At 55.9% G+C, this 23150-nt stretch carries 21 protein-coding genes; 6 read left to right on the forward strand and 15 right to left on the reverse strand.

From position 1 onward, the window contains the following. Nucleotides 1-24 precede the first annotated feature (24 nt). Nucleotides 25-834 carry a bifunctional DNA-formamidopyrimidine glycosylase/DNA-(apurinic or apyrimidinic site) lyase gene (mutM, locus tag A6U95_RS05235; protein WP_065683736.1) on the forward strand — a complete coding sequence of 270 codons (810 nt, stop codon included), beginning with the start codon at nucleotides 25-27 and terminating at the stop codon, nucleotides 832-834. Here the strand turns inward: mutM and coaD are convergent, their stop codons facing one another. The 3 genes from coaD to waaA are packed head-to-tail and all read right to left on the reverse strand — an operon-like array spanning nucleotide 835 to nucleotide 3375. After that, nucleotides 835-1320, reverse strand: coding sequence for a pantetheine-phosphate adenylyltransferase (gene coaD / locus A6U95_RS05240; protein WP_065683737.1), 486 nt, complete (start codon nucleotides 1318-1320; stop codon nucleotides 835-837). Between the two features lie 3 nt (nucleotides 1321-1323). Then, nucleotides 1324-2097 (reverse strand): glycosyltransferase family 2 protein, encoded by a 774-nt coding sequence (locus A6U95_RS05245; RefSeq protein WP_065683738.1) that lies wholly within the window; start codon nucleotides 2095-2097, stop codon nucleotides 1324-1326. Next, nucleotides 2098-3375 carry a lipid IV(A) 3-deoxy-D-manno-octulosonic acid transferase gene (gene waaA / locus A6U95_RS05250; RefSeq protein ID WP_024527873.1) on the reverse strand — a complete coding sequence of 426 codons (1278 nt, stop codon included), beginning with the start codon at nucleotides 3373-3375 and terminating at the stop codon, nucleotides 2098-2100. A gap of 123 nt (nucleotides 3376-3498) precedes the next feature. On the opposite strand from waaA, the gene A6U95_RS05255 reads away from it, so the two are divergent. Next, a complete protein-coding gene (locus A6U95_RS05255) occupies nucleotides 3499-4512 on the forward strand; it encodes a glycosyltransferase family 9 protein (RefSeq protein ID WP_065683739.1) in 1014 nt (337 codons plus the stop codon). A 32-nt stretch (nucleotides 4513-4544) separates the two neighbouring features. Here A6U95_RS05255 and A6U95_RS05260 read toward each other — a convergent pair whose 3' ends face one another. Genes A6U95_RS05260 through rfaQ form a run of 3 tightly spaced genes read right to left on the reverse strand, consistent with a single transcriptional unit; the run spans nucleotide 4545 to nucleotide 7849 of the window. Next, entirely contained in the window at nucleotides 4545-5642 is a 1098-nt protein-coding gene (locus A6U95_RS05260; protein WP_065683740.1) for a glycosyltransferase, read from the reverse strand. Between the two features lie 3 nt (nucleotides 5643-5645). Next, nucleotides 5646-6773 carry a glycosyltransferase family 4 protein gene (locus A6U95_RS05265; protein ID WP_065683741.1) on the reverse strand — a complete coding sequence of 376 codons (1128 nt, stop codon included), beginning with the start codon at nucleotides 6771-6773 and terminating at the stop codon, nucleotides 5646-5648. Next, nucleotides 6770-7849, reverse strand: a complete 1080-nt coding sequence (gene rfaQ, locus A6U95_RS05270) for a putative lipopolysaccharide heptosyltransferase III (RefSeq protein ID WP_065683742.1) — start codon at nucleotides 7847-7849, stop codon at nucleotides 6770-6772. The genes A6U95_RS05265 and rfaQ overlap by 4 nt, the downstream gene beginning before the upstream one ends. Nucleotides 7850-8064: 215 nt before the next feature. Between rfaQ and A6U95_RS05275 the strand changes: the two genes are divergently transcribed. Both A6U95_RS05275 and A6U95_RS05280 read left to right on the forward strand, forming a co-directional pair. Then, nucleotides 8065-9021, forward strand: a complete 957-nt coding sequence (locus A6U95_RS05275; protein ID WP_065683743.1) for a polysaccharide deacetylase family protein — start codon at nucleotides 8065-8067, stop codon at nucleotides 9019-9021. Between the two features lies 1 nt (nucleotide 9022). Then, complete coding sequence (locus A6U95_RS05280; protein WP_065683744.1) at nucleotides 9023-10117, forward strand: glycosyltransferase family 9 protein; 1095 nt, start codon at nucleotides 9023-9025, stop codon at nucleotides 10115-10117. Nucleotides 10118-10133: 16 nt separating this feature from the next. Here the strand turns inward: A6U95_RS05280 and A6U95_RS05285 are convergent, their stop codons facing one another. From A6U95_RS05285 to rfaD, 6 genes are read right to left on the reverse strand one after another with little or no spacing between them, the layout of a single operon-like run. Further along, nucleotides 10134-11123 carry a glycosyltransferase gene (locus tag A6U95_RS05285; RefSeq protein ID WP_065683745.1) on the reverse strand — a complete coding sequence of 330 codons (990 nt, stop codon included), beginning with the start codon at nucleotides 11121-11123 and terminating at the stop codon, nucleotides 10134-10136. Then, complete coding sequence (locus A6U95_RS05290) at nucleotides 11120-12352, reverse strand: O-antigen ligase family protein (protein ID WP_065683746.1); 1233 nt, start codon at nucleotides 12350-12352, stop codon at nucleotides 11120-11122. The genes A6U95_RS05285 and A6U95_RS05290 overlap by 4 nt, the downstream gene beginning before the upstream one ends. A 28-nt stretch (nucleotides 12353-12380) precedes the next feature. Then, on the reverse strand, nucleotides 12381-13544 hold the full coding sequence (locus A6U95_RS05295; protein WP_065683747.1) for a glycosyltransferase: 1164 nt from the start codon (nucleotides 13542-13544) through the stop codon (nucleotides 12381-12383). Next, a complete protein-coding gene (gene rfaC / locus A6U95_RS05300; protein WP_065683748.1) occupies nucleotides 13541-14506 on the reverse strand; it encodes a lipopolysaccharide heptosyltransferase RfaC in 966 nt (321 codons plus the stop codon). Before rfaC ends, A6U95_RS05295 begins: the two co-directional genes overlap by 4 nt. 2 nt (nucleotides 14507-14508) lie before the next feature. Then, nucleotides 14509-15555, reverse strand: a complete 1047-nt coding sequence (gene rfaF, locus A6U95_RS05305) for an ADP-heptose--LPS heptosyltransferase RfaF (protein WP_024482909.1) — start codon at nucleotides 15553-15555, stop codon at nucleotides 14509-14511. Nucleotides 15556-15579: 24 nt separating this feature from the next. Continuing rightward, entirely contained in the window at nucleotides 15580-16512 is a 933-nt protein-coding gene (rfaD, locus tag A6U95_RS05310) for an ADP-glyceromanno-heptose 6-epimerase (protein WP_021807264.1), read from the reverse strand. A gap of 240 nt (nucleotides 16513-16752) precedes the next feature. Here rfaD and kbl point away from each other — a divergent pair, with 240 nt between their 5' ends. Together kbl and tdh are read left to right on the forward strand one after the other, a co-directional pair. Continuing rightward, entirely contained in the window at nucleotides 16753-17949 is a 1197-nt protein-coding gene (kbl, locus tag A6U95_RS05315; RefSeq protein ID WP_024527884.1) for a glycine C-acetyltransferase, read from the forward strand. Nucleotides 17950-17958: 9 nt separating this feature from the next. Beyond that, entirely contained in the window at nucleotides 17959-18984 is a 1026-nt protein-coding gene (gene tdh, locus A6U95_RS05320; protein ID WP_021181859.1) for an L-threonine 3-dehydrogenase, read from the forward strand. An 84-nt stretch (nucleotides 18985-19068) separates the two neighbouring features. Here tdh and A6U95_RS05325 read toward each other — a convergent pair whose 3' ends face one another. From A6U95_RS05325 to gpmM, 3 genes are read right to left on the reverse strand one after another with little or no spacing between them, the layout of a single operon-like run. Continuing rightward, the gene (locus A6U95_RS05325; RefSeq protein WP_065683749.1) at nucleotides 19069-20019 is read right to left on the reverse strand and encodes a divergent polysaccharide deacetylase family protein; all 951 of its coding nucleotides are present in this window, start codon (nucleotides 20017-20019) and stop codon (nucleotides 19069-19071) included. Between the two features lie 2 nt (nucleotides 20020-20021). Next, complete coding sequence (gene envC, locus A6U95_RS05330) at nucleotides 20022-21356, reverse strand: murein hydrolase activator EnvC (protein ID WP_024527886.1); 1335 nt, start codon at nucleotides 21354-21356, stop codon at nucleotides 20022-20024. Nucleotides 21357-21365: 9 nt separating this feature from the next. Beyond that, nucleotides 21366-22910, reverse strand: coding sequence for a 2,3-bisphosphoglycerate-independent phosphoglycerate mutase (gpmM, locus tag A6U95_RS05335; protein ID WP_065683750.1), 1545 nt, complete (start codon nucleotides 22908-22910; stop codon nucleotides 21366-21368). Nucleotides 22911-23150 lie beyond the last annotated feature (240 nt).

Here is a 23150-nt window from a genome sequence, read left to right on the forward strand (position 1 = left end):
TAGCAAACGGAGAGGGAGCCAGTCATGCCTGAATTACCAGAAGTCGAAACCAGCCGCCGCGGTATTGAGCCTTATCTTGTTGGCCACAACATCCAGTACGCAGTGGTGCGTAACGCTCGCCTGCGTTGGCCGGTCTCCGAGCAGATCCTGGCGCTGAGCGATCGGCCGGTACGCAGCGTACAGCGCCGTGCCAAGTATTTGCTGATCGAGTTGGACCATGGCTGGATTATCGTACATCTGGGGATGTCTGGCAGCTTACGTATGCTGGCAGAGGAAACCGAGCCAGGTAAGCATGACCACGTCGATCTGGTGATGAGCAACGGTTTTATCCTGCGCTACACCGACCCGCGCCGCTTTGGTGCCTGGCTGTGGTGTGACGATCTGGCCGCCAGCAACGTATTGGCTCATCTTGGCCCGGAACCGCTGGGTGAAGAGTTCAATGGCACCTACCTGTACGAAAAATCCCGTAACAAGCGCACGCTGATCAAGCCTTGGTTGATGGATAACAAGCTGGTGGTTGGCGTGGGGAATATCTATGCCAGCGAATCGCTGTTTACCGCCGGGATCCTGCCGGATCGTCAGGCGGGATCCTTGACCAAGGCTCAGGCGGATCTGCTGGCCGAAACCATCAAGGCGGTGCTGCTGCGTTCAATTGAACAAGGGGGAACAACGCTGCGTGACTTCCTGCAGTCGGATGGTAAGCCGGGGTATTTTGCGCAGGAACTGCAGGTCTATGGCCGGGCAGGTGAACCCTGCCGCGCCTGTGGCACACCGATCGAGAGCGCCAAACACGGGCAGCGCAGCACCTTCTTCTGCCGCCGCTGCCAGCACTGATTACTGCGCGGCGAGCTTTTCCATCAGCGCTTTGGTGACGACATCCGGCAAGAACGGTGCGATGTCGCCGCCATGACGTGCCACTTCCTTTACCAAGGAAGAAGAGATAAATGACCACTGCTCGGAAGGCATCAGAAACACGCTTTCCAACGTTGGCATCAGATGGCGGTTCATGTTCGCCAGCTGCAATTCATATTCAAAGTCGGACACCGCCCGCAGGCCGCGTATCAGAATATTGGCGTTCTGATGGGCGGCGAAGTGCGCCATCAACTCGCTGAACCCCAACACCTCGACGTTATCCAGATGAGAGGTCACCTGCGTGGCCAGGGCAACGCGTTCTTCCAGCGAAAACAGCGGTTTTTTGCTTGAGCTGGCGGCAATGGCCAGGATCACGTGATCAAACATCAGTGAGGCTCGGGTGACCAGATCCAGATGGCCGTTGGTCAGTGGATCGAAGGTACCTGGGTAGATGGCTTTGTTGCTCATGGTTCACTTCTCTGAATAGTTGCGGCCCAATGCCCACAGTGCGGCATATTTATTGAAGGTATATTGCGCGTTGACCACGGCTAACAGCAAGCCCTGTTTGCCGTCGAGGAAACCGGCCCGCAGCAGCCAGGTTTTGCAGAACGCCCCTAGCGTGTGGGTGAGGATCGACAGATAACCGCAGCGCTTACCGGCCTGGTGGCGTTGGATTGCCCACTGCTCGGCGTAATGCAGCTGTTTGCGCTGGAAGGCAAAAAAGTCACGGCAGGTCAGGTGTAGCAGATCGCCTTGCAGCGGTACGACTTTTGCGCCGCCGGTGTTGAGGGATTCATGGACCAGATCGTCGTTATAGCGATAGCGCTGATTGGCATACAGCCGGTTGACCCGATCGGGATACCAGCCGCTGTGGCGCATAAAGCGGCCAAGAAACAGGTTACGGCGCCCCAGGCTGTAGACGACGTTATCGTCGGCGTTGGTTAAAACCTGCTCGATGGAGTGGCGCAATTCTGGCGTGACGCGCTCGTCGGCGTCGATCATCAGCACGTAATCCTGAGTGGCGTAGCTTTGTGCCTTCTGCCGCTGCTTGCCGAAGCCTTGCCAGTCGGTATGGGTAAACACCTTGGCACCCAGACTTTCCGCCAAAGCGACAGAGCCGTCGCTACTGCCGGAGTCGAGCACGATGATTTCATCAGCCCAGGCGACCGATTGCAGGCATTCGCTCAGCAACTCGGCTTCGTTTTTGGCGATCATCACTACCGACAGGCTGTTACGGTGGCTCATTCAGTGGCTCCGTGGCGGCAGGTGTGGCTCCAACAGCTGCAGCAGGCGTTGCAACGCACCCTGGTTCTGATACAACACTTCAACCGCGTGGCGGCCGTAATAGCGGCGATAATCTTCATCGGTCAGCAGCGTTTCTATCTCTTTCACCAAGGAATCGACATCGCTGATGGTGATCATCCCGCCCGCTTCGGAGAGTTTGGCGCAGATATCTTTGAAGTTGAACGTATGTGGGCCCATCAGCACCGGAATGGCATGGGCGGCTGCTTCCAGGGGGTTATGCCCCCCGCGCTCAACCAGGCTGCCACCGACGAAGGCCAGATCGGCAATGCCGTACAGCAGCATCAGTTCACCCATGGTATCGCCAATCACGACCTGCGTGCTGCTGGAAGGGATTTCGCCGCTGCTGCGGGTGGTGTAGCTGAAACCCGCTTTTTGCGTCAGTTCTTTGGCGGTTGGGAAGCGTTCTGGGTGGCGCGGTACCAGGATAAGTAATAGGTCGGGGTGTTTTTCCAGCAACCGGCGGTGGGCTTCCAGCAGAATGGTTTCTTCACCTTCGTGAGTGCTGGTGGCGATCCATACCGGGCGGCGTGGTGCCCATTGGCGGCGTAGCGTAACGGCTCTGGCCGCCAGCTCTGGCGTTACGGAGATATCGAACTTCAGGCTGCCGGTGACGGTCAGCTGAGAACGCTTCAGGCCCAGTTCGATAAAGCGCTCGCCGTCTTCCTGATTTTGCGCAGCGATCAGGGTAATGCGGCGCAGGATATCACGGATAAAACCGCCGATTTTCTTGTAGCCAGCCGCTGAGCGGGCGGAAAGGCGCGCGTTGGCAATCACCAGCGGGATTTGGCGCTGATGCAGGGCGTTAATCAGGTTGGGCCACAGCTCGGTTTCCATGATGATCACCAACTTGGGATCCACCTGGTCGAGGAAACGGCGCATCGAACCTGGCAGATCGTAAGGCAGGTAGACATGATGCACATCTTTACCGAAAGCGGACTGCACCCGTTCGGAACCCGTTGGCGTCATTGTGGTCACAGTAATCGGCAAGTAAGGGTAACGATGGCGCAGGGCGCGAACCAGAGGGATCGCCGCCAGGGTTTCGCCAACAGAAACGGAATGCAGCATAATGCCGCCCGATACTACTTTCCCGGCGCAGAAACCATAGCGTTCCGCCCAGCGTTTACGGTAGGCTGGTGCTTTGCGGCTGCGCAGCAGTAAGCGGAGCCAGATCAGGGGTTGGATAAGGTAGAGTAGTACCTGATATAAACGGAGCAGCATTCTATCAATTTCATTTATATGGGTTATCCAGAATAGTACCATAACCGGAAGGGAAAGGCGCTAACTTGGTGGCTCGGTGTCAGGTTGGGACAACAGGCGAGAGATGTCGCCGATAGGTTTGTAATGAAGAATATTTTAATTATCCGCCGCGACAATATTGGCGATCTCGTGTGCACTACCCCGCTGATTGAAGGGGTGAAAACCGCTTACCCTGACGCCAACCTCTATCTGCTTATCAATAAAGTCAGCCAGGATGTGGTGAAAAATAACCCGCATCTCACCAAGGTGTTTGTTTATAAGAAGGCCAAACACAAGGCCAAGAATGAGACCACTCTTGGGGTATATTTTGAACGGCTGATGATATTTTTACAGCTGAGAAAAATTAAGTTTGATGCAGCTATTCTGGCTAACCCGGTGCCGTGCAAATATAGTCTGCGTCTGGCAAAAATGGCCGGGGTCAAAAATATTATCGGCGCAGATCTTGGTACCAGTGAAATTCATCACCCTTTCCGCGCGGCGGATTTTCACGGCAAGCATCAGGTGGAACACACGTTCAGCTACCTGTCTGCCATCACCGACCGCTCCATTGCCATTCCTCCAGTGAAGGTCTTCCTCACTGCGGAAGAACAGCAGCAAGCGCAGCAACGTTTACACAGCCTGCTGCCCCCGGTTGAGCGGGTGTTTGCCGTGCATATCAGCAGCCGCAGCCCGAAACGGCGGTGGCCCATTGAGCGCTATGCAGAAATCATCAACCGCCTGGTTGCCGATCCTACCACCGGCGTGCTGATCTTCTGGTCCCCGCAGGGGACGCTGACGCCTGATGATATCGGCGATCAAAAGCGGGCGGAACAACTGTTGGCTGGTTGCCAGAATGAAAGGGTAGCACTTTACCCAACGGCCTCGGTACGCGAGCTGTTGGCCGGTTTCGAGTTATGCGACAGGGTGCTGTGCAGCGACGGTGGCCAGATGCATCTGGCCGCGGCATTGAATAAAAGCATGGTGGTCTTCTTTGGCGATACGGATAAAGAGTCTTGGCATCCGTGGAGCGGGCAATATCGGATCCTGCAAACCGAATCGGGTGATTGCATCGATGTTACCGTCGACGAGGTGTGGCAAGAAATACAGGCCTTGAATTAATTAACAACCAGGCAGGGTAAACCTGCCTGGACTTATTTCTTTAACGCCAGATACTGTCGGCAAATAGGCTCCAGGCCATAACTCAGCAGTTGCTGGTGATTAATGACCGGCGGCTGAGCATAAATCTCTGCCATTTTCTCCGCCAGTGAGGCTTCATTTAATTCCGCCAGAGCACGGGTCAACCCCGCCTTTTCCAGAATTTCCTCAGGCCCGCCAGGGCAGCGGGTGCTGACGACCGGCGTGTCGCACAGCAAGGCTTCAACCAGCACGTTACCGAACCCTTCACTGTCTGAACTGAGCACCAGCATCGCGGCGTGTTTGATCAGGGGATAGGGATTGGCCTGAAAACCGAGGAACAGCACGCGATCGCTAATGTTTAACTCTGTGGCAAGGCGTTTGGTCTCGTTGATTTGCGCTTCATTGCCAGCACCCACCAGTGCCAAAGGTGCCTGGATACCAGACAGTGCGTAGGCTTTCAGCAAGCGGTCGTGGCGTTTATGTGGATGAAAACGGCCCACGTGCACCAGATAGTCTTTGCCTGCCAGTTCACAAGGCTCTGCCGCCTGCTGTTCGATGGCGGCGATATCGAACGGGTTGTTGATCACCGCCAACTGGTTAGGAGTAATCCCCAGATTTTGCTGGAGATCGTTGCCTACCGCCTGCGAGACGGCAACGATATTCTGCCGCTGGTAGACGCCCGCGACCTTGCGGCGTTTCAGCCAGCGATCGAGGCCGGTACGGTGGCCGAGGTAGGAGGTGGACAGAATGCCGTGAATGCAGAACCACAGCCGAGTGCTGTCCAGCACTTTGCTATGACTGACGATACGATCGGTCTTATGCAGGTTGGAGAACACCAGGTCGTAACGGCCGTGCTGCTGCTCGTTGGCGGTAACCGCGCGATCCAACATCGCGGCGCGGCGTGCCAGCTCGGTCAGCTTACGCCAAGGCGATCGACAGTTGTCGCTGAGCACCTGATAATCAATGCCGGTGGGGATCGGGTAGTTGCAGACGTCCCGTAATGAGATCAGGCTGACATCATGCCCCAACTGCTGCATGCCCTGGCACAGGGTCAGTACCACCTTTTCTGCTCCGCCGCCCGGCAGGCCGTCGATAATCATCAGAATACGCATAAGTTAGTCCAGCAGTCGGTTATACAACGAGATGAGCTGTTCTGAGAGGTGTGCGGGCGTGGCAGACATGATACGCAGCCGCGCCGCCTCTCCCATGCTCGAACCCAAGGCTTGCCGTGGCAGTGCAACGATAGCCTCGGTGAGGGCGCTGACGTCCAATGCATCGCAGACGAAGCCGTTTTGCCCTGGAGTGATGAACTCAGCGCCACCGCAGGTGGTGCTGGTGATCACCGGCAGCCCGCATGACATGGCTTCCAATATCACGTTAGGGAACGGGTCGTACAACGTTGGTAGCAACAGGGCGTCGGCGGCCTGATAGAACGGCAACGTCTGTTTCTGCACGCCCATGAAGCGCACCCGGTCATCACAACCCAGCTTTTGTGCCAGTGAACGGTAACGCTTTTCAGCTTTATCCTTGCCTACCACCAGTAGGTAGCTGTCGGTGGCGGCTACGGCGCGAATTGCGGCTGCCAATCCTTTACGTTCAAAGCCTGAACCGACAAAGATCAGGCAGTGTGCCTGCTGTGGCAGCTGATATTGCGCCCGCAACTGCTGCCGCTGTTGCTCATTCGCCGGTAAAAACTTCTGATTGTCGATGGCATTGTAGATCACCGTGATTTTATCGGCAGGCACGCCGAAATCGGCGATGATTTCCCGTTTGATCATCTCGGCATTGCAAATCACCGCTTTCAGCTCTGGCGCGGCATACATGGCGCGTTCGGCACACATCACATAGCGGTGATAGCGGTTGGAGAACAGCCATTTGCGCCGCCACTCCGGCAACAGGCGTGCCCGTTGCAGCAGCCAGCGGCGATGGACGCCGTCACCGGCGCGATAGATATCACAGCCAGGGATGCGTTCATGGCTTTGCACCAGATCGAAGCTCTCTTTCTGCCACAGGGCCCGAGCTGCTTCGGCAAAGCCGCGTTCGCGGCTGATGCGCCCGAACTTCATCGGGTTGCACAGGTGGATGTGCCAGTTCGGATTGATGTCCCCCTGCCACTCGCGGGTGATGACGTTCAGATCCAGATCTTGTTGTTCCAGCGCCTCCAGGGCACGGGAAACGAAACGTTCTGCCCCGCCGTCCGGGCGGTATTTTTGGCGGACAATCGCCAGGCGAAATGCTTTCATGCAAGCGTGCTCCGCGCGGCTGCAATCACCACGTCTGTAGGAATAAGGTCCAGGTAGCGCTCATCGGTGCCGGTATTGATGGCATCCGGGTCCGGCAGGCTGCCGTAGTCCCCGGCCCAAATGACCTGACCGATAACTTGCCAGGGGCGCCAGAATACCAGCTTGGATGGCCCGAACAGCGCTACGCAGGGCGTCTGTAATGCCGCCGCCATATGCATGGGGACAGAGTCCACCCCGATAAACAGTTTGGCATGGTCGATCAACGCCGCCAGCTGACGCAGGGTCAACTGCCCTGCCAGAGAAACCACCCCTTGCTGTGGGCACTGTTTCAGTATTTGCGCCACCATGTCCTGCTCTTTGGCATCTGGACCCGAGGTGATCACCAACTGGTGCCCTTCGGCCTGCAATGCGCTGATGGTGGCCGCCATTTTTTCTTCGCTCCAGCATTTAAAGAACCAGCGCGAAGTGGGTTGTACCACGATATAGCTTCCGGTGACGCCATTTTGTTGCAAAAGCTGGTGGCTAGCCTGCCAATCTTGTGGGCTGTAGCTCATGGTGACCTGCTGATTTTGCTCAGGTAAACCCAGAGGTTGCAGCAGAGAGAGGTTTTGTTCAACGGTGTGCAGATGCTCGTGCCCGGCTACCGGCACCAACTGAGTGTGGCAATAGCGCCACAGAAAACCACGGCGCTTGGGGAAATCGAACCCCAGACGAATGCGCGCACCGGTGAGGCGAGTAATCACCGCGCTGCGCCACTGGTCGGCCAGGTTGACCACCAGATCGTAGCGTTGTGCCTGCAACTGACGGATCAGATGCAGTTCGTGGCCCAAGTGTGCCTTGGTGCCCTGTTTTTTCCACTGGCGATCGATGACAAAGATTTGCGACAGCGCCGGGTTGCTCGCCAATATCTCCTGCGTTTCTTTGTACAGCAGGATGTCGATCTGAGCATCGGGATAGTTCTGCCGCAGCGTATTGATGACCGGAGTGGTCAGCAGCATATCGCCATGATGGCGCAGCTTGACGATCAGAATACGCTGTATGGGCGTGGCAGAAACAGGGGCTGGCGCGTCGTTCATAGTCAGTCGCTTTCAGGGAAACCAATCTTTGATTCTAAATGACCCGATTGCATGTGGCTACTGTTGCTAGGTTTTCTTGCCTGCGCAGAAAAAAATAGTGGCGTAGGGTGACAATTACGGCTCAATGTTGTCCAAACGAGGCAATAAAGTCGTTTGCCCTGAGGGATCGGGCTGCGTAACATAATGTCAATCTGTGACTATCAGGTTCCCAATGTATGACTAAACCGGCGTTTCTTATCACGATTGATACCGAAGGCGATAATCTGTGGCAAAACCACGACCGCATTTCGACCGAGAACACGCGTTTTTTGCCGCGCTTTCAGGCGCTGTGTGAAAAATATGCCTGCAAGCCGGTTTATCTGACCAACTATGAAATGGCGGTGGATACACAGTACGTTGAATTTGCCCGCGACGTGATAGCACGCGGCACCGGCGAAGTGGGCATGCACCTGCACGCCTGGAACAGCCCACCGCTGACGCCGCTCACCGATGATGACTGGCGGCATAAACCCTATCTGATCGAATACCCGGCCGACCAAATTCGCGCTAAGGTCGATCATATGACCAAGCTGCTGGAAGATACTTTCCAGACCAAGATGCTCAGCCACCGTGCCGGGCGCTGGGCGTTTAATGAGTTTTATGCCTCATTGCTGCTGGAATATGGCTATCAGGTCGATTGTTCCGTCACCCCGCGAGTGAACTGGCAGTATTCGCCCGGCAATCCGCAGGGCAACGGCGGGACCGACTATCGCCATTTTCCCTCGCAGGCCTATTTTATCGATCCGGCCAATATCGCCAAACCCGGTAATTCCACGCTGTTGGAAGTGCCAATGAGCATTCAGTATAAACATTCGGCGTTGATGAATGCGGTGAAGCAGGGCTATGACCGCCTGCGGGGTAAAAAGCGTTCGCCGTCGGTACATTGGCTACGGCCTTCCGGTAATAATCTGGACAAGATGAAGCTGGTGGTCGAACGCTCTCTGGCGCAGGGGCACGATTACGTCGAATTTATGCTGCACTCCTCCGAGTTTATGCCGGGAGGTAGCCCAACGTTCAAGACCGAGCAGGATATTGACGCGTTATATCGCGATTTGGAGCAGCTGTTTGCCTGGTTGCAACAGCGCACGGTTGGCATGACCTTGGCTGAATACTATCAACTGAAAGTGAATTAACATGTCAAAAAAATGGAAAATCAAGGCCGCTGACTGGTTCTTGCGGCGCTATACGGCAAAGCACGGCCGTTTCCAGCCGCCAGCGACTTTCGACAGCCGTCTCCAGTTCGAGAATATCGTGATTTATTCTACGACGGCGCTGGGGGATTTCATGTTCAATACCCCGGTGTTAAGAGCGATGCGCGAACGCTATCCGGCGGCGCATATCACGCTGGTGGTACATGAAAAGAATAGGGAACTGGTAGAAAACGGCCGCTATTACGATCGCGTAGTTTACTGGAACAGCAAAATAAAGACCCTGAGGCCGCTGTTGAAATCGTTGCGTGAGCATCAGCCTGATTTGGCGCTGATCATGCATTCACATCTGCCCTATGACATTATCAGCGCCATTATGGCCGGGGCTAAATATGTCATCCGGGATAACTACAGTTCGGGGATCTGCGGGCTGGAGCCTTGGTTGACCAACTACGTATTCCATTATTACGGCCACTTTATCCGCCGTAAGCTGGAGTTGGTTTCTATTCTGGGCTGCCGCAGCGACGATCCGACCATGGAAATACCGGCCCCTTATACGCCAGGCATTAAAAACCCTGATTTCTGTACCATTGGTTTCCAGCTAGGTGCATCAACAGAATCACGTTGCTGGCCGGTGGGGCACTTTGCCAAGCTGGCGGATATGCTGGTTGCTCGCTATGACAACATGCGCTTCGTGCTGATCGGCGCGCCGATGGAGGAAGGAAAAGCCCAACAGTTCCAGCGGCTGATCAATGCCAATACCCAGGCCTGCGTTGATAACCAGATCGGCAAAACCGGGCTGCAAGGGGCGCTGACGCTGATTAGCAGCCTCGATGTGCTGGTGACCGGCGATACCGGGCCGCTCCATCTGGCGGTGGCCTTGAAAACCAAAACCATCAGCCTGTTTGTCACCGCCGATCCGCGCTCAACCGGGCCTATCCAGGATCAGCAGTTGCACCGTATCATTCATCAGTCACGCACGGGCTACACCATGCCATTGGAAGCGGAAGGCCCGGTGGGTGTTATACAACCGCAGCGAGTTTTTGATGAAATCGTGGCCCACGTGCCGCTGAACCCTTGAGAAAAAAACGCATCGGTCACCCGGTGCGTTTCTTCAGCCATCGACGGATTTTAGACAGGCAGCTATCCACGCGCGCGAAACGCATCTGGCGGACTTTCTTGTGCGGAACGTCGCTGTTGCTACACAGGACCGCCGTTTGGCGCAGGATCGCCAGGGTTTCCGGCGGGTAGCGATAATAGCCGTAAACCGCCTTCGACATGGCCTTTAACTCTGAGAAAGCGTTGGCGAGCATCAGGGCGGCTAACTGCCGCAGTGGTTCATCACCGCGATGAGCGTCCACGAAGCGCAGCATTTTCTGCATGGCAAACAGCATATCTTCACTATCTTTCGCCCGAATATTGCGGGTGATCCCCCGGTCATTATCCCGATATAAGTAGAGCGGGTGGTCGAGATGAGCGATTTGGCGAGTTTTGAAATATTGGAACGGTGTGAAGATAACGTCTTCATAACGGCGGCCGTTTTCGAACGTATCCCCAGCCAGCAGCGTACGCCGGTAAATCCGGCTCCAGACGTGCCACATTGAGTGGGCAAACAGCGGCTTCAGACTGGCCAAGCCGTGCTGTTCGAAATCGTAGATGCGGTAGCGTACCTCGCTATTGGCGGGCACTGCTGGCGGGCTGCCAGAGAATTTCTGATAGTTGAAATCAATCAGGTCATCTCTGCCCGTGAGTAACAGTGGGCGCAGGAGCGCCAGATAGTCGCTGCTCAGCAGGTCATCGCCGTCCAGGAACGCGACATAGCGTCCGCTGACGTGTTGCAAACCGACGTTACGGGCGTGGGCAACGCCGCCGTTTGCCTGAGTAATGAATTTGCTATGCGGATGTTGTCTGGCAGCCAGGAACTGGCTCACCAGGGCCGCAGACGCATCGCTTGAGCCGTCATCGATAATCACCACTTCAATATCATCGTCGATCTGATCGTATAACGAGCTCAGGCTGGCGATGACAAAGTCTTCATTGTTGTAAATCGGTACAATAAAGCTGAGCAGCAGCGGTGACGAACTCATACTGACGGTTCCTGACGCTTTTTCACCGACAGCACGCTGGCGATGATGGCCAGGCAGAAGACTGCCGTGCCTTCGGTACTGAAGAAAATCACGTCGCTAAGCCCGTAGACAAACAGGCTGAAGGTCACCCCCAACAACAGCGCATTGCGATATGGCTTAAATGAGGAGATGAATAGGCCGATGTAGAGCGCCAGTAAAAACAAGCTTCCCCAGAGGCCTTTGAGCGAATAGGTTTCCAGCAGTTCGTTATGCAGATGCACGTTGATGTAAGGCGTTACCCCGTACAGCCGTGGCTCCTGCGCAACGATGGCGCGGATCTCTTCCCCACGCTGTTCGGCAGATTGCCCCAATGGTGCAAGCGAGCCAGTGCGTATGGCGATGACCTGCATCGTCAGGCGAGAAATAATCGAGTTATCCACTTCGGGCTGGTCGATCATTTGCAGATTGGTTTTGAAATCGGCAACGCGCTGTTCGATCTGTGACTTAAAGGCGAAGCCGCAGACTAATAGCAATACAGGTACTGAGGCAACTAGCTGGAGTTTATGCTTACGGGTCACCAGATCTTTGGTTGCCAACAGGGACAGGCAGATGGCAACGGGGTACACCAGTATGGCCGCCCGCGTTCCGGTGAGGATCAGGGTGGAGAAGGTGAGCAAGAAGCCAACAACATACAGCGGGATGCGATACTTGGTCCGCAGCATCAGTATCGCCTTCATCATGACCAGGCTGATGGCGGTCATCAGGTAGGCAACGACGGTGGCCCGGTCGAAGTTAAGCTCCACGCGCGCGATATCTAACCGCAGGCCCTGATAAAGCGCATAACCATTGACGGCCAAGCCGCAAGCCAGCGCCACGACAATAAAGGCGCGCTGCATGCAAAGGCGCTCGTTCAGCGCGATCAGCAAAATAAACGCTGTAGCAATCTGCAGCTTACCGGTCGACATATACGAGCGGTAAATGTTGATGTATTCGCCGGGCTGCTTGAAATGGTTCATCCAGAAAATCGTCCCCATGCCCACGCAGAAAAACAGCAGCGGCAGGATCAGGTTTCTTTTGTTTTTCAGGAAGTACCTCAAGTGCAGGCAAACGGCAATAAAGGAGATATAGCTGGAGACATAAAACAGGTTACGCCCCGTGTCGAAGCCGAAAGGGATGGTACAAAAGGCAATGGCGCATCCCAGATAGATCAGGTAGCTGAAAATGGGGTGCGGGGCTGTTTCTTTAAACATGGAGTAAGGTTTCCGGCTCACATTACGGTTAGGCAATAAAGGATTGCAGCGTGTCGTCGAATTCTGTTTTGAACAGAGCATAGCTGAAATGTTGAGCGGGGTAGTGCCGGGCATTCTGGCTCATCTGGTGATAGGTTTCCGTCACCAGCAGTTTCTCTACCGCATCCGCGCAATCGATATGCGACAACAGCTTCGGCGTGACCAGGCTGTCGGAGAGGGGATCGTAAACCTCGTGCGGGAAATCGACCTTGATGCCGGTTAACCGCAGGTGTTCTTCAATGGACACCGTCGGTGTCAGGCCGATGCCGCAGTAGCCGTCTTTCACCGCTTCCGGCTGGCCGTCGACCATGGGGAAGATCACCGGTACGCCAAAATAGAGCGACTCCATGCAGGATAAGCCGAAAGGTTCGGTGATCGGTGTGCTCATATAGATTTGTGTACGGTTGAAAAAATCCGCCACGTTATCCTGAAAGCCGCTGAAGACCACCCGCTCACCGAGCTGCAGCTTGGCTGCCAGGGCTTCAAACGCTGCCCGATCCGGGCCTTTGCCCGCAATTTCCAGATAAACGTCGTGCCCACGGCGCAGCAGCTCCTGCATCATCAGCAAAGAAACGCTGATGCCTTTCAGGCTCACCAGGCGCGAGGCGGTCCCAATCCTGATCGGCTGTGCCAATGATTTTGGCGTCTCACTGATCCCGGTGGGCGTTTTGATACGGTTAATCACCACCGGGTTCGGGCAAGGCAGATTAAAACGCAGCTCCATCACCCGTTTTGAGGCATGGGAGGCAGAAATCACGCCGTCCAGCATGGCGAAGAAGCGCAAGGTTTTGTGGTTTTTGGCGTAGCGCCATGAGCAGCCATGATCGTAGTAAACCAACTTGCCACGTTTAGGCTTGGCCGCCAGCCCTGGGATCAGATCCCACACGATAATTACGTCGGCGTTTGCGCGCTCGATTTTTCTTTGCAGCAGGTATTTGCGCAGAAACTGTGGGCAACGCAGAGGGAGCGCATTGAACAGCCGGTTGGCAAAGGTGACTTGCTGGTTCGACATTTGTTGACGGATCTCTTCGCCAACTTCGCTGCTGACACAAATCACCTGATTACTACCGTCGTGGGTATCATTGATATACTGCAGGAACAGGCGCTCAACCCCGCCCATCTTGCCTAAATTGATAATATGCAGCTTTTTCATTCAATAACCTTTTGCAGTTCTGTCCAAACGGCGTCGGCGGTGAGGGTGTCCATGCTTTTTTCCGGCGAAATCAGTGAGTGCTGATTCTGCCCGTAACCCCCAATCAGCCCCGGATCGGTCGGGCCGAACAGGGTGATATTCGGGCGATCCAGCGCGGCGGTCAGGTGGCTGAGCCCGGTATCTACCGACACCACGGCTTTGGCCCCAGCCAGCACTTCGGCAACCTGTTGCAGACTGAGCTTGGGCAACACTTCAACGTGTTCAAACCCTTCTGCCAGCCGTAAAGCGCGTTGGCGTTCGTGCTCAGCCCCCCAAGGTAGCTTGATGTTTATTCCGCTCGGAGCGATCAGCGCGATCAGTTCGCGCCAGTTTGCCTCCGGCCAGTGTTTTTCATCCCGCGTAGTGGCGTGCAGGAAAACCAGATATTGCCCGGCATCGGCAGGAGGGGAGCTGAGAAACCGAGCGGCAATGGCGTAATCACCCGTGCTCTGCGGCTTTGCATACCCTAGGCTCTTGGCGAACAGCTCGCGAATGCGTTCCACCGCATGTTGCTGCTTGTCGACCTCATGGCGATGATTATAGAACCAGCTGGCAAAAGGCTCACGGACGCTTTTGCAGTCCAGGCCGTGTTTGCTGCCGTGCGCGATACGAGTCACCAACGCCGCGCTCTTGATCAGGCCCTGGGCGTCGATCACAAGATCATAGTTGCGCTCCTGGACCTGGCGCTTGAAATCGCAGCGCTGCTGGCGCGCTTCACTGCCGAACCAGTTTTTACGCCAGCGGCGAATGGCCACCGGGATCACGCGATCCACCGCCGGATGCCAGGTAGGGATCTGGCTAAACCCCTCTTCCACCACCCAATCGAAGCGGATACCGGGGATGGCCTGCATCGCGTCGGTCAAGGCTGGCAGCGTATGGAGCACATCCCCCATCGAAGAGGTCTTTACGATCAGCACCTGCATGATTATTCCTCGCTGGCGGCTAGTAACGGCGTCAGCGCGTCTAACACCTGCTGTGGCTGGATGTCGATCAGGCTCTGGTGATAACCCTGGTCGGCATCGCCTTTGCGTACCTTGTGATAGCCACTGATCAGGCGGATCACCTTGGCCTGATGAGACAGCGGTGGGGTGAAATCCGGGCTGCTCGGGCCGTACAAGGCTATCAGCGGTTTGTTCAACGCCGCTGCAACGTGCATCAAGCCGGAATCGTTACTGACTACGGCCCGGCAGGAGGCCAACAGGATCACTGCCTGTTCGAGCTGGGTTTCTCCGGCCAGGTTGAAGCAGAAATCGCGAGATTTTTCTGCCAATGCGGCACGGATCTGCTCACCGGCCTCGTGGTCTTTGGCCGAACCAAACAGGGCGATTTGATAGCCTGCATCGATCAGCATCTGTGCCAGCGTGGCGTAATGGTAATGCGGCCAGCGTTTGGCCGGGCCGAATTCGGCGCCTGGGCAAAAACCGATAATGGGCCGGTGGTCGGTGAGATTAAACGCCGAAGTGGTTTCGGCAATCTCTTCGTCACTGACCTGCAACTGCGGCCAGAGTATCGGCTGCGGCAGATCTTCAGCGCGCTGTATCCGCTGCTTGTCGTAGGCCAGCGCGACGTAGCGCTGCACCATCAACGGGAATGCCGCTTTATCCAGTACGCGGAGATCGTTGAGCAGGCCGTAGCGCATCTCGCCGCGCCAGCCGGTACGCTGTGGCACGTTGGCAAAGAAGGGCACCAGGGCAGACTTGAATGAGTTGGGCAGCACATAGGCACGGTCATAGCCATTGGCGCGTAGCGCATGGCCAAGACGGCGGCGTTCGCCCAATGCCAGGGCACCATGGCCCAGCGGCATTGCCAACGCCTGGTTGACTTCGGGCATCCGCGCCAGCAGGGGACGGCACCAGGCAGGTGCCATCACATCGATTTCTGCCGACGGGTACTCGGCCTTCAGGGTGCGGTAGAGACTTTGCGACATCATCATATCGCCAACCCACGAAGGGCCAATGACCAGTATTTTCATACCGTGAGTAACTTCCTTCAGCGCTTAAGCGGGACGATTCAACCAGGCCATGTATTCTTTCACGCCTTCGGCCACGGTTTTGAACGGTGCGTCATAACCGGCCGCGCGCAGCTTGGTTTGATCGGCCTGAGTGTAAGCCTGGTAGCGGCCTTTCAGCTTTTCCGGGAACTCGATGTATTCCACGGCACCGGACTGATGGTATTCCACTACCGCATCGGCCACGGCTTGGAAGGTTTCCGCACGGCCGGTACCGCAGTTGAAGATGCCGGATACGCCGTTCTTCCAGAACCACAGGTTGACCGCCGCCACGTCGCCGACGTAGATGAAATCGCGCTTGAAGTTCTCGCTGCCGGCGAACAGTTTTGGATTTTCGCCGCGGTTGATCTGGTTGTTCAGGTGGAATGCAACGCTGGCCATGCTGCCTTTATGGCCTTCACGCGGGCCGTAAACGTTGAAATAACGGAAGCCACACACCTGCGAATCTGCTTCTGGCAGGATCTCGCGCACGTATTGGTCGAACAGGAATTTGGAGTAACCGTAAACGTTCAGCGGCTGCTCAAACTGACGCTCTTCGATAAAGTTATCGGTGCGGCCGCCGTAGGTGGCGGCAGAAGAGGCATACAGGAACGGGATCTGACGATCCAGGCAGTAATGCAGGATGTCTTTGGAATACTGATAGTTGTTATCCATCATGTATTTGCCATCCCACTCGGTGGTGGAGGAGCAGGCACCCTCGTGGAAAATGGCGTCGATGTCACCCAGATCGTCACCGGCCATGATGCTGGCGATAAAGTCTTCTTTATCGACATAGTCAGCGATATCAAGGTCGACCAGGTTAACGAATTTGGTGCCATCTTTCAGGTTATCCACCACCAGGATATCGCGATATCCGTTTTCATTCAGTGCCTTGATGATGTTGCTGCCAATCATGCCAGCGCCGCCAGTGACGATAATCATTGGGTTTACCCCTGTGTTCTTCCCGGTGGTGCACAATGCCCCACCCTATATGCTGCCTATAATAGCATTTCATGCCATTGGGAACATCGGTACGGCTCTTAATATCCCGTGCCGTTACATGATGCGCCGGTTTGCCGTGATATCTGCTGCAATTTTCAGATTCTCTGCGGTGGAATGTCGTCAGTTTGCTGGCAAAGCAGTAAAATATGCCGAAAATGCCCCTATCCTGGAGATGACCGAATGTCTGCGTCTTTTTACCAGCAGCTGGAACAGCAGCTTGCTACCACTCGCGCCGAAGGGCTGTTTAAACAAGAGCGCATTATCACTTCTGCCCAGCAGGCCGATATCTCGGTGGCCGATGGTCGCCAGGTGATCAACTTCTGCGCCAATAACTATCTCGGGCTAGCTAACCACCCGGAGCTGATCGCGGCGGCAAAGGCCGGGATGGACAGCCACGGCTTCGGCATGGCGTCGGTGCGTTTTATCTGTGGTACACAGGATAACCATAAGCAACTGGAACAAAAGTTGGCCGATTTCCTGGGAATGGAAGATGCGATCCTCTACTCCTCTTGTTTTGACGCCAACGGTGGCCTGTTTGAAACCCTGTTGGGCCCGGAAGACGCCATTATTTCAGACGCGCTGAACCATGCCTCAATCATTGACGGCGTGCGCCTGTGCAAGGCCAAGCGCTACCGCTATGCCAACAACGATATGGGCCAACTGGCCGAGCAACTGCAGCAGGCCAAGGCAGACGGTGCCCGCCACATCATGATCGCTACCGACGGGGTGTTCTCCATGGACGGCGTGATCGCCAACCTGAAGGGCGTGTGCGATCTGGCGGACCAATACGATGCGCTGGTGATGGTCGATGATTCCCACGCGGTGGGGTTTGTCGGCGCTAACGGGCGCGGGACGCACGAATACTGCGAAGTGATGGACCGCGTCGATATCATCACCGGCACTTTGGGTAAGGCGTTGGGCGGCGCTTCCGGCGGCTATACCGCTGGCAAAAAAGAGGTGGTGGAGTGGTTGCGTCAGCGTTCACGCCCTTATCTGTTCTCCAACTCGCTGGCTCCGGCCATTGTGGCAGCCTCGATCAAAGTGTTGGAACTGCTCGAAGATGGGGACGCCCTGCGCGATCGCCTGTGGGCCAATGCCAGCCTGTTCCGCGAAAAAATGACCGCAGCGGGCTTTACGCTTGCCGGGGCCGATCACGCCATCATCCCGGTGATGTTGGGTGAAGCAAAACTGGCGCAGGATTTCGCCAACGCACTGCTTAAGGAAGGCATCTACGTTACTGGTTTCTTCTACCCGGTGGTGCCAAAAGGTCAGGCACGTATCCGCACCCAGATGTCAGCCGATCACTCACCGGAGCAGATTGAACGTGCCGTTGAGGCGTTTATCCGCATCGGTAAGACGCTTGGCGTTATTGCATAAGGTAATTCGATGAAAGCATTAGCAAAACTGAAAGCGGAAGAAGGTATTTGGATGACCGATGTGCCTCAGCCTGAGCTGGGCCACAACGATGTCATGATTAAGATCCGCAAAACCGCTATCTGCGGTACTGATGTGCATATCTATAACTGGGACGAATGGTCGCAGAAAACCATTCCGGTACCGATGGTCGTGGGCCACGAATATGTGGGCGAAGTGGTCGCCATCGGCCAGGAAGTCAAAGGTTTCAGCATCGGCGATCGCGTTTCTGGCGAAGGGCACATCACCTGTGGCCACTGCCGTAACTGCCGCGGTGGCCGTACGCATCTGTGCCGCAACACCACCGGCGTGGGCGTAAACCGCCCAGGATCATTTGCCGAATATCTGGTGATCCCGGCGTTTAACGCTTTCAAAATCCCGGACAATATCTCGGACGAACTGGCCTCGATCTTTGACCCGTTTGGCAACGCCGTGCATACCGCGCTTTCCTTCGATCTGGTTGGGGAAGACGTGCTGGTGTCTGGTGCAGGCCCGATCGGCATTATGGCCGCTGCGGTATGTAAACACGTTGGTGCACGCCACGTGGTGATCACCGACGTGAACGAATATCGCCTGGAGCTGGCGCGCAAGATGGGCGTGACCCGTGCGGTAAACGTCAGCAAAGAAAACCTGACGGACGTGATGGCCGAGTTGGGCATGACCGAAGGGTTTGACGTGGGCCTGGAAATGTCCGGCGCGCCACCGGCGTTCCGTTCGTTGCTCAATGCCATGAACCACGGCGGCCGTATTGCGATGCTGGGGATCCCACCTTCGGATATGTCGATTGACTGGACCCAGGTGATCTTCAAGGGGCTGTTTATCAAAGGGATCTACGGCCGCGAAATGTTCGAAACCTGGTACAAGATGGCGGCCCTAATCCAATCCGGTCTGGATCTGACGCCGATTATCACCCACCGTTTCTCGATTGACGAGTTCCAGCAGGGCTTTGACGCCATGCGTTCCGGGCAGTCGGGGAAAGTGGTGCTGAGCTGGGATTGATGTGATTGGCTAAGCGGGCACGGCATACGGTGCCCCTTGGCTACATCATTAATGAAAGGCGGAGCGTAAGCCCCGCCTTTTATCTTATGGCTTGGTTGGCTCTGACCCCATCCAGTGCTGCCAATGGCGTTTGATCACCACCACGACCGGTGACTGCGCCACGCTTTCTGCAATGATGCCCAGCGCATGGCTGGCATTCATGCCTTCCTTCGGCAATTTAACTTTGCACTGCTTGATGCCTCCGATGAACGGATTTTTCGGCTGCGGTTTGTGTGGCTTGGATGGCGGCACATAGCCGCTTGCGCTCTGCTGCGGTTCATTGAGCAGCGAGCTGGGTTTCACCAGTACGATGTCGGAGGGCAGCGTAGCCAGCATCTGTTGCAGCACTTTTACCGTTGCCGGGCGCGGATGGCCGATGGCGATGGCCGATCCGTTGCGGCGCGCCAATTCGACGGCACGATTAAACTGGCGGCGGATATCGTCCGGGTTGGCCGTATCGTCGAGGAACACCTTGCGTTTGATCACCTTCACGCCGGTGCCCGCTGCCGCATGCGTGGCCTGGCTGTTGCCGATGGTCATGCTGTCGAGAAAATAGAGATGGTAGCTTTCCAGCGCCTGCATGACCTTTTGCATGCCCGGTAGGCTGGAGGTCATGGCGCTGCCCATATGGTTATTCATACCCACCGCAAAAGGCACGTTATTCACCGCATTACGGATGATACGTTGCACTTCTTCACTGCTCATGGCGGGTTGTAAGGTATCGCGCTCCAGCGGCTGTTTGCTGAGCGGAGCCATGGGCATGTGGATCAGCACTTCGCGCCCCTGGCTATGGGCTTTGGTGGCCATCAGATGGGCGTGAGGCGCATTGGGCAGCACGGCAACGGAGATCGCCGTCGGCATTTGCAGTACGGCATTTTCTTCATGTGGGCGATAACCCACGTCATCAATCACGATAGAGAGCTTGCCTGCCTGTGCTGCGCTAACGCACAGCAGCGCACTCAACAACAGGGCAGTACGCGTTTTGCTATAGTACAAATCTATCTTCCCAACCACGGCTGTGGGTTAACGGCCTGACCCTGGCGACGGATTTCGAAATAGAGCGATGGCGTTCCCTGACCACCGCTGGTACCGACCAGGGCAATAGGCTGACCGGCACGCACCTGCGCCCCGACGCTAACCAAAGCGCTCTGGTTGTAACCATACAGGCTCATATCGCCCTTACCGTGTTCGACCACGACCACCAGGCCATAGCCTTGCAGCCAGTCGGCCAGCAGCACGCGGCCATCGGCAATGGCTTTCACTTCGCTGCCTTCGGCCGCGGAAATCACCATGCCTTTCCAGCGTAACTCACCTTGCAGTTGCTCGCCAAAGCGATGCTCTATGCGGCCACGCACCGGCCATACGGCTTGCCCCGCAGGCTGGCCTAAACCGCCGGTTCGCGCCATCAGTGAACGCTCACCTTCGCTTGGTTTATAGCTGGTGCCGGTTTTCTTCGCCTGCTGTTCTTTGACTTTGACCTGCTCACGCACCTTGGCCGCTTCACGCGCTTCGCGTTCGGCTCGGGCGCGGGCTTCACGTTCGGCACGGGCGATCTGATCGCGCAGACGGGTTTCGTTCTGGCGCAGTTCCACCAGCCGCTGCTGATCTTTTTCCAACGAGGCTTCTAACGCGGTCAGGGTTTTTTTGCGGGCGATGCGCGCCTGCTCCAGTTTTTGCTGCTGGGTTTGCTGCTCGCCAAGCAAGGATTTCTGCTGACCCTGTTTAGCCACCAGCGAGCTCTTTTGCTCTGCCAATTGCTTGCGGGTCTGCTTGAGCTGTTCAATGGACTGCTGGCGCGCTTCGTTCAGATAACCAAAATAGGCCAGCATGCGTTCACTGCGCTGGGTTTCTTCACCGCTGAGCACCAGTTGCAAGGCGCTGTGTTGCCCCTGACGGAAGGCGGCATCGAGCTGTTTGGCGAGGATTTCCTGCTGGGTGGACTGCTGTTTTTGAAGCTTGGCGATGGAGGTGTTCAGCCCGGAAATGTCTTTGCTCAGTATGTCGAGCGTACCTTGGGTATCACGCAGCGAACGGCTGGCTTGCGCGATGGTCTTTTCCTGGAGTTTGAGCTGATTTTGCAGCGAACTGCGCTGTTGTTGCTGTTGTTTAACCGCTTTTTCTTTTTCAGCGATGCTCTGCTGAATGTCTTTGAGCTGGGATTTGTTATCTTCCGCGGCGTTGCCGGTGAATGGCAACAGCAATGCGCCAGCGAAAAACACGCTGGCGCAGATAGTGGTTAACTTCCGTGGCGCGGAGCGTTCAGGCAGCGGTTGGCTGCCTGAGTTTGCGCTTCGGGTTACCCTTGATAGTGCAAAATTCGCCTTCTCCCTCATGGGAAAGGATTATTCCACGATGAACAGCGGCTTACCAGTCATCTCTTGCGGGATTTCCATTCCCATCAGTGACAGCATGGTTGGAGCGATGTCGGACAGTTTGCCACCTTCTACCGCTTTGGCGGGTTTACCGATGTAGATCAACGGCACTGGCAAGCTGGTATGGGCGGTGTGCGCCTGGCCGGTAGCCGGATCGCGCATTTGCTCGGCGTTACCGTGATCGGCGGTGACCAGCAGTTGGCCGTCAACGGCTTTCACCGCTTCTACTACCTGCTCAATACAGTTATCCAGGGTTTCTACCGCTTTGACGGCTGCATCATAGACACCGGTGTGGCCAACCATGTCGCCGTTCGGGTAGTTACAGATGATGGCGTCATATTTACCGCTGTGGATGGCTGCCAGCAGCTTTTCGGTCAGCTCGGCGGAGCTCATCTCTGGCTGTAAATCGTAGGTGGCCACTTTTGGCGAGTTGATCAGAATACGGTCTTCACCTTTGAACGGTTCTTCGACGCCGCCGTTATAGAAGAAGGTAACGTGAGCGTATTTTTCGGTTTCCGAAATGCGCAGTTGGGTTTTGTCATGCTTCATCAGCCACTCACCGAAGGTGTTGGCCAGTGAGGCTGGCGGATAGGCACAGGCGGTTTTGATGTCGGCGGCGTATTCGGTCAGCATGACAAAATCACCAAACTTGACCACTTTGCTACGTGGGAAGCCGTCGAAATCGGCATTGACGAAGGCGCGGGTGATCTGGCGCGCACGGTCGGCACGGAAGTTCATGAAGATTAACGCGTCGCCGTCGTTCATTTCGGCGCTGGCTTCGCCCGCTGCCTGGATCACGGTCGGTTTAACGAACTCGTCGTTTTCGCCACGGGCATAGGCAGCCTGCAGCGCGGCCACGGCGTTGTCGGCGGTGAATTCGCCTTTGGCCTGGGTCATCAGATCGTAGGCCAGCTGTACGCGGTCCCAACGATTATCACGATCCATCGCATAGTAACGGCCGATCACCGTGGCGATACGTCCGGCACCCAGCGTGGCAAATTCGTCACTGAAACGTTTCAGTGAATTTTCAGCACTGCGCGGTGGAGTGTCGCGTCCATCCAGGAAGGCATGCAGGTAAACGGTTTTGGCTCCGCGTTGTGCGGCCAGTTTGATCATCGCCAGGATATGTTCTTCATGGCTGTGGACGCCACCAGGAGACATCAGGCCCATGATATGTACCGCTTTACCTGCCTTCACGGCCTTGTCGACGGCGCTGGTCAGCGTTGCGTTGGTGAAGAAGTCACCGTCTTTGATCTCTTTATCCAGGCGGGTCAGGTCCTGATACACGATGCGGCCTGCGCCGAGGTTCACGTGACCGACTTCCGAGTTACCCATCTGGCCATCAGGCAGGCCGACATCTAGACCGGAAGCGGCAATCAGGGTATGTGGCTGTTGTTGCCACAGACGGTCCATGACCGGCGTTTTGGCGTTCAGGATCGCGTTGTCCTGTTGCTCTTCCCGGTGGCCGTAGCCGTCCAGGATCACCAGTACCATGGGCTTTTTCTTGCTCGACATTGCAGTAACCTCTTTATGATCGTTTTAAGTTGTGAATAGCCATCAGCCCATTGGCACTGGAATGATGGCTATTCACCCTCTGGAACCTGATGATACTACAATGTGGCCGACTAAAAAGAGCCCAAAGAGATCAAAGATGCGGTGAACAGCCTCGACTTTCTCAACGTCATGACGGTAATTTTCCAGTGTACTCCGCAGTTTCTGCATTCCCGTTTGCTTATTGGCTGTATTTGACGCATT

The sequence above is a fragment of the Serratia sp. 14-2641 genome (genome assembly GCF_001692375.1).
Taxonomy (GTDB): Bacteria; Pseudomonadota; Gammaproteobacteria; order Enterobacterales; family Enterobacteriaceae; genus Chania; species Chania fonticola_C.